6 protein-coding genes are annotated in these 6,740 nt (G+C 69.8%); 4 read left to right on the forward strand and 2 right to left on the reverse strand.

Annotation, left to right across the window (positions count from 1 at the left end; genetic code table 11):
- The first annotated feature begins 80 nt into the window (after nt 1-80).
- Nucleotides 81-1,649 (forward strand): MFS transporter, encoded by a 1,569-nt coding sequence (locus ACFU5F_RS32320; protein WP_383894958.1) that lies wholly within the window; start codon nt 81-83, stop codon nt 1,647-1,649.
- Between the two features lie 582 nt (nt 1,650-2,231).
- On the opposite strand, the gene ACFU5F_RS32325 is transcribed toward ACFU5F_RS32320, so the two are convergent.
- Nucleotides 2,232-2,738, reverse strand: a complete 507-nt coding sequence (locus tag ACFU5F_RS32325; protein ID WP_383894961.1) for a MarR family winged helix-turn-helix transcriptional regulator — start codon at nt 2,736-2,738, stop codon at nt 2,232-2,234.
- Between the two features lie 207 nt (nt 2,739-2,945).
- On the opposite strand from ACFU5F_RS32325, the gene ACFU5F_RS32330 reads away from it, so the two are divergent.
- Nucleotides 2,946-3,731, forward strand: coding sequence for a dioxygenase (locus tag ACFU5F_RS32330; protein WP_383894964.1), 786 nt, complete (start codon nt 2,946-2,948; stop codon nt 3,729-3,731).
- Between the two features lie 228 nt (nt 3,732-3,959).
- Nucleotides 3,960-4,355: a DUF1330 domain-containing protein gene (locus ACFU5F_RS32335; protein WP_383894967.1), complete on the forward strand. Its 396-nt coding sequence runs from the start codon at nt 3,960-3,962 to the stop codon at nt 4,353-4,355.
- Nucleotides 4,356-4,377: 22 nt separating this feature from the next.
- Here ACFU5F_RS32335 and ACFU5F_RS32340 read toward each other — a convergent pair whose 3' ends face one another.
- Nucleotides 4,378-4,896: a GNAT family N-acetyltransferase gene (locus tag ACFU5F_RS32340; RefSeq protein ID WP_383894970.1), complete on the reverse strand. Its 519-nt coding sequence runs from the start codon at nt 4,894-4,896 to the stop codon at nt 4,378-4,380.
- A 193-nt stretch (nt 4,897-5,089) separates the two neighbouring features.
- On the opposite strand from ACFU5F_RS32340, the gene ACFU5F_RS32345 reads away from it, so the two are divergent.
- On the forward strand, nt 5,090-6,088 hold the full coding sequence (locus ACFU5F_RS32345) for an RNA polymerase sigma factor RpoD/SigA (RefSeq protein ID WP_383894973.1): 999 nt from the start codon (nt 5,090-5,092) through the stop codon (nt 6,086-6,088).
- Nucleotides 6,089-6,740 lie beyond the last annotated feature (652 nt).

Genomic DNA, 6,740 nt, shown 5'->3' on the forward strand with positions numbered 1-6,740 from the left:
GACAAGCCGCCCTCCTCGACGCCCTTTTCCGTCACCCGATACCGATCTTTCCGTCACGAAGTCCCGAAGTGGGTACCCCCATGTCAGAAACAGTCCGCAGCGCCCCCGGATCATCCGGATCGGCCGCCGATCTGCAGAAGCAGCAGAACGACGCGCACGCCAGCCGCTGGAAAGCGCTCGTCTTCATCGCCCTCGCCCAGCTGATGGTCGTGCTCGACGCGACCATCGTGAACATCGCCCTCCCGTCCGCCCAGCAGGACCTGGGGATATCCGACGGCAATCGTCAGTGGGTCATCACCGCCTACGCCCTGGCCTTCGGCGGCCTGCTCCTCTTCGGCGGCCGTATCTCCGATCTGTGGGGCCGCAAGCGCACCTTCGTCACCGGTCTCATCGGCTTCGCCGGCGCCTCCGCGCTGGGTGGCGCGGCCACCGGTGAGGCGATGATGCTGGGCGCCCGCGCGCTCCAGGGCGCCTTCGGCGCGCTGCTCGCGCCCGCGGCGCTCTCCCTCCTCGCCGTGATGTTCACCGACGCCAAGGAGCGCGCCAAGGCGTTCGGCATCTACGGCGCGATCGCCGGTGGTGGTGGCGCCGTGGGCCTGATCCTCGGCGGCTTCCTCACCGAGTACCTGGACTGGCGCTGGACGTTCTTCGTCAACATCCCGTTCGCGGTGATCGCGGCGGCCGGCGCGTACTTCGTCATCCGTGAGCCCGCGGGCGGCCGCAACCGCTCCCCGCTCGACATCCCCGGCGTGGTCCTGTCCACCCTGGGCCTGGTCTCCCTGGTCTACGGCTTCACGCGGGCCGAGTCCGAGGGCTGGGGCGACACCATGACGATCACGCTGTTCGTCGCCTCGGCGGTGCTCCTCGCGGCCTTCGTGTTCGTCGAGTCCAGGGTCAAGGCCCCGCTGCTGCCGCTGCGCGTCATCACCGAGCGCAACCGTGGCGGTGTCTACCTCTCCCTCGGCCTCGCGATCATCGCGATGTTCGGCCTCTTCCTCTTCCTGACCTACTACCTGCAGATCGTGAAGGGGTACTCGCCGGTCAAGACCGGTTTCGCCTTCCTGCCCATGATCGTGGGCATGATCACCGGCTCGACCCAGATCGGCACCCGCCTCATGACCCGGGTCGCGCCGCGCCTGCTGATGGCCCCCGGCTTCCTGGTCGCCGGCCTCGGCATGCTCCTGCTGACCCAGATGGAGGTCGACTCCTCCTACGCCGGTCTGCTCCTGCCGGCCCAGCTGCTGCTCGGCCTCGGTATGGGTACGGCGTTCATGCCGGCGATGTCCCTGGCGACGTACGGGGTCGAACCGCGTGACGCGGGTGTGGCCTCCGCCATGGTCAACACCTCGCAGCAGGTCGGCGGCGCCATCGGTACCGCGCTGCTGAACACCATCGCCGCCTCCGCGACCACGTCCTACGTCGCGGACCACATCGGCTCGGCCACCTCGAAGCCGGCCGCCCAGCTGGTCCAGCTGCAGGGCATGGTCAACGGCTACACCAACGCCATCTGGTTCGCCGTGGGCATCCTGGTGGTCTCCGCCGCCATCGCCTTCACCTTCGTCACGACGGGCAAGCCCGACATGACGGCGACGGCGGGATCGGACGAGGACGCGACGGATGAGCTGAAGGTCCCGGTGATCGCCCACTGACAACGGGGCCGGACTGACGGAAAGCGAGGGGCGGGGCAGGGGCGATTCCCCTGCCCCGCCCCTCCCACGCTCCCGCTCCTGCTCCTGCTCCCGCAGTCCAGGGGGACCTTGTGCGCCGGCTACCGAGGCGCGGCGGACCCACAGCTCCACGGCACGTGTGGACCTCATCGCCCCGCGGCCCCACGAACCCGCGCCCCACGGACCCGAGGCCCTGTGGACCTCATAGCCTCGCAACCTCACGGCCCAGAGAGCCTGCAGATCTCCCGGTCCCACGAACTCACGAACTCACGAACTCACGAACTCACGAACCCGCGGACCCCCTCAGGCACCCCAGACATCCCGCGACCCCTACGACCCAGGCCCCCTACGACCCCACAGACCCTCAGTCCCTACGACCCCACAGACCCTCAGTCCCCACGACCTCACGGACCCCTCAGCCCCCAGGACCTCACGGACCCCTCAGTCCCCACGACCTCACGGACCCCTCAGCCCTCAACACCCCCACGCCCCCAGACGCCCCAGAAACCCCCGGATCACCCCCCACGGACGCGGCAACGCCCCACCGCTAAACCCAGCGGAGCGCTATCGCAGCCACGGCAAGTCCGCCCCCGCCTCGCTCGGCTGCAGCCCCTCCGCGACGATCCCCATGATCTCGCCGAGCGCCTTCACCTGCTCGTCCGTCAGGCGGTTGAACAGCGCCTGCCGCACCGCGCCCACATGCCCGGGCGCGCTCTGACCGAGCATCTCCTGGCCGCCGTCCGTCAGTACCGTGAACTGGCCCCGCTTGTCCGACGGGCAGTCCTCACGCCGCACCCACCCGTTCTTCTCCAGCCGGGCCACGGCGTGCGACAGCCGCGACCGCGTGATCTTCGTCTGCATCGCCAGCTCGGTCATCCGCAGCCGTCGCTGCGGAGCCTCGGACAGTACGACGAGCAGGTGGTAGTAAAGGTGCGGCATGCCCGCGTCACGCTGCAGCTGGCGGTCGAGGTGGTCCTCCAGCAGGGTCGTGGCGTGCACATAGGCCAGCCAGGTGCGCCGCTCCTCGGCGGTGAGCCAGCGGGGTTCTTCCTCAGTGGATGCGGTCTTCATACCCCCACTGTACGAGGCCCCTTCTTGAATTTTGAACTATAGAGATGTAAGGTGAAACCAGAAATATTGAGACTTCAACTACTGGGGAGTTGGGAGGAGTCTCAAGCGCCTGGTGAGCCAGGCGAATCCAAGGAGACAGAAGCGACCACCGGGCCCGCCGAGGCGCGCGTGTCGTGGTGCGTCGCGTGTGTTGAGGGAGTCACCCCTATGTCCGCCGCCCCCGTCGAGCGCATGCCCGCCCTGTACCTGAGCCACGGGGCCCCGCCGCTCGCCGACGACCCGATCTGGCCCGGCGAACTCGCCGCCTGGTCCGCGACCCTGCCCCGCCCCAAGGCCGTGCTCATGATCTCCGCCCACTGGGAGGAGGCACCCCTCGCCCTCGGCGCGGTCACCACCATCCCCCTGGTCTACGACTTCTGGGGCTTCCCCGAGCACTACTACAAGGTCCAGTACGGCGCCCCGGGCGCCCCCGAGCTGGCCGCCTCGGTCCGCAAGCTGCTCCAGGCCCCCGGCATCCCCGTCCAGGACATCCCCGACCGGGGCCTGGACCACGGCGCGTACGTCCCCCTCGTGGAGATGTACCCGGACGCCGACATCCCTGTCCTGCAGATCTCCATGCCGACCCTCGACCCGGTGAAGCTGATGGACATCGGCCGCAAGCTCGCCCCCCTCCGCGACGAGGGCGTGCTGATCATCGGCTCCGGCTTCTTCACCCACAACCTCGCCGCCCTCCGCCAGGCCGGCACCCCCGCCTGGTCCGCCGAGTTCGACGACTGGGGTCACCGGGCCCTCGAATCCCGCGACTGGGACTCCCTTCTCGACTTCCTGCACAAGTCCCCGGCCGGCCAGCTGGCCCACCCCCGCACGGAGCACTTCGCCCCCCTCTTCGTCACGATGGGCGCGGCCGAGGCCGCCGGCGAGCTGGATGCCCAGAGGTCGGTGATCGACGGCTTCTGGCTGGGCCTGGCCAAGCGGTCGGTGCAGTTCGGTTAGCCGCCGGCGCCGGCTCGGGCGGCCGGATCAGACGGCTTGTCGCCGCGCCGGGACGCCTGAGCGGCTCCCCGGCGTACGGGCGCCGGCCGACGTGGTCCCTTACCCCGGAGGTCATCGACCCCGGCCCGTCCGCCTGTCAGGCTCGTCGGTGTCGGAGCGGCGAGGCTCGTCCGAGTCCCGCCGCCCGCCTGTGCGCAGGAGCCCTGCCGACCGGAAGGACCCCACCTCATGCCCGCCTACGCCATCGCCCACCTCAGGGACGCCGCCCCGCACCCGGAGATCGCCGAGTACATCGAACGCATCCCCGCCACCTTCGAGCCGTACGGCGGACGCTTCCTCGTGCACGTCGCCCAGCACGAGGTGAAGGAGGGGAGCTGGCCGGGAGCCGTCGTGGTGATCGGCTTCCCCGGGATCGCCGAGGCGCGGGACTGGTGGGACTCGGCCGCGTACCAGGAGATCGCCCCGCTGCGGACACGGCACATCACGGGCGACATCATCCTGGTCGAAGGGGTACCCGAGGGCTACGACCCCGCCGCCACCGCGAAGGCGATGCGGGAGTCCCTGCCCACCGAGCCGCCGCCCAGCGAGCCGCCGACCAGCGAGCCGCCGACCGCCGAGCAGTAGCCCCGCACCCGGCCCGCGGCCTTCAGAGCCCCTTCTCGTACCAGGCCACATCCCAGTACCGCCCGAACTTCCGTCCGACCTCCCGATACGTGCCGACGTACCGGAACCCGAAGCGCTCGTGCAGCCGCGTCGACGCCTCGTTCGGCAGGGCGATCCCGGCGTAGGCACGGTGGACGTCCTCGGTGGCGAGCGCCGCGAAGAGGGCTTGGTACAGCAGTGTGCCCACGCCCCGGCCGCCGGAGTCCGGGGCGAGGTACACCGACACCTCCACCGAGGTGCCGTACGCCGGTTTCGGCCGGAACGCGCTGCTCGTGGCGTACCCGAGAATCCGCTGTGAGTCCTTCGCGGTGGCAACCATCAGGCGGTGCGGGCCGTCTTCAGGGTGGGAGAGCAGCCAAGGGCGGCGCTCCTCCGGAGTGAGAACAGCGATATCGAATGTGATGGGCGTCTCACGGACGTAGTGGTTGTAGATGTCGGTGAGGGCGACGAGGTCGGTCTCGACTCCTGGTCTGACCTGCACCTCTGCAGACTCTCCGGACATCTCGCCTCCCCTTGTGGCGGCACAGGGTACTGCAAGATCAGAAAAATAGTGGGACGGGATGGGAATTCTGTCCTGATTCCAGTCGTTGTTTCCTTCGGAAGCAGGGCACTCGGGAGAGTGTCCGAGCGGCCGCATCAAGACACACGTAGGAACAGATACGACCCTGCCAGCCCACCATCGCAAGGGAGCACGCATGGCAACCCGTGCCGTCGCCGCTCGTCGTTCGTCCGCCTCCGGCCGGACCGACGCGGCTCGCAGCGTTCGCGCCTCTGGCGGCGAGATCGCCGACCGCGACCTGGTCGGCATGTACCTCGACGAGATCGCGCGTACACCGCTGCTCGACGCCGCCAAGGAAGTCGAGCTGTCCCAGGTCATCGAGGCGGGTGTGTTCGCCCAGCAGATCCTCGACGGCGAGGAGGAGGCCAAGGCGGACGCGACCCGCGAAGAGCTCGAAGCCCTCGTCGCCGACAGCGAGCGGGCCAAGGACGTCTTCATACGGTCGAACCTGCGCCTTGTCGTGGCCGTCGCCCGGCGCTATCCGCGCAGTGGCCTTCCCCTGCTCGACCTCATCCAGGAGGGCAACGCGGGACTGGTCCGCGCGGTGGAGAAGTTCGACTACCGCAAGGGCTTCAAGTTCTCGACGTACGCCACCTGGTGGATCCGTCAGGCCATCACCCGGTCGATAGCGGACCAGTCGCGCACCATCCGGCTGCCCGTCCACCTCGTCGAGGAGCTGGGCCGGATCCGCCGTGTGCAGCGCGAGTTCAACCGCGAGCACGGACGCGACCCCGAGCCCGCTGAGATCGCCGCCGAGCTGGGTTCCAACGCGGACCGCGTCACCGATGTCCTCGACTGGGCCCGTGACCCGGTCTCGCTCAACATGTCGGTGGACGACGACGGCGACACCCAGTTCGGCGACCTCCTGGAGGACACCTCCGCGGTCTCGCCCGAGCAGTCCGTGCTCACGCTGCTGCGCAGCGAGGAGCTGGACGGCCTCATCGGGCGCCTCGACCAGCGCACCGCGTCCATCATCAAGATGCGGTACGGCATCGAGGACGGCCGCGAGCGCACCCTCACCGAGGTCGGCAAGGAGCACGGGCTCACCCGCGAGCGGATCCGCCAGATCGAGAAGCACGCCCTGCTCGAACTGAAGAAGCTCGCCCGCGACACGGGCTTCGACGCGGTCGCCTGACCTGAACGGACCATCTGAGCGGACTCCCTGAACGGACTCCCTGAGCGGACTGTTCGAACCGACTGTTCGAGCGGGCGGCCTGAGCAGGCAGTTCGCGAACGGGTCGGCCCGATCCGATTCCCGACCGGTTCCCGGCCCGCCGCCCACCCGTTCGAGGAGCGGCACGGCGACCGTCGCCCGGTACGGACCCAAGGCCCCGTACGGCCCCCAACCCCTCGGGCCGCAAGGGGGCTTGGTCCGCCGCGCGGTCTGCCCAGCGCCGTGTCCTGGCCTGGACTTGGCCATTTCTGTACCGCTGCTTGGCCGTAGTGCGCCGCTTCAACTCCCCGTTCCCGGGGCACAAGACTTCCGGGCCCACGACTTCACCGGCCCGGAGCCGTCAGGCCCGGGACCCGCGGTCCGAGGGAGTCGGAGGCACACCACGCACCGAGACGACCCCGCACCGCCGCACGCCCTCACCGCAGCCGCCGCACCCGAACCGCACCTCGATCGCACCGAGACCATCCGAAGCCGAGTCCCGACGCTCTCCCCCCAGCGCCGGGACTCTCCGAGAGCCGGGCTTCGGCGCCTCCCCCCCGGGCGCCGGGGCGCCGAGTGAATGCCGTGGCCGCCCCGCAAGCGCGGCGGGGGCCCCCGGAGCAGCTCCGCCGGG

This window comes from Streptomyces sp. NPDC057438 (genome assembly GCF_042802995.1).
Lineage (GTDB): Bacteria > Actinomycetota > Actinomycetes > Streptomycetales > Streptomycetaceae > Streptomyces.

What these genes read in the sequence shown, in the direction of transcription:
- ACFU5F_RS32330 (WP_383894964.1), top strand. Translation starts at nt 2,946, where the DNA reads ATGTCCGCCGCCCCCGTCGAGCGCATGCCCGCCCTGTACCTGAGCCAC.
- ACFU5F_RS32345 (WP_383894973.1), top strand. Translation starts at nt 5,090, where the DNA reads ATGGCAACCCGTGCCGTCGCCGCTCGTCGTTCGTCCGCCTCCGGCCGG.
- ACFU5F_RS32340 (WP_383894970.1), bottom strand. Translation starts at nt 4,896, where the DNA reads ATGTCCGGAGAGTCTGCAGAGGTGCAGGTCAGACCAGGAGTCGAGACC.
- ACFU5F_RS32325 (WP_383894961.1), bottom strand. Translation starts at nt 2,738, where the DNA reads ATGAAGACCGCATCCACTGAGGAAGAACCCCGCTGGCTCACCGCCGAG.
- ACFU5F_RS32320 (WP_383894958.1), top strand. Translation starts at nt 81, where the DNA reads ATGTCAGAAACAGTCCGCAGCGCCCCCGGATCATCCGGATCGGCCGCC.
- ACFU5F_RS32335 (WP_383894967.1), top strand. Translation starts at nt 3,960, where the DNA reads ATGCCCGCCTACGCCATCGCCCACCTCAGGGACGCCGCCCCGCACCCG.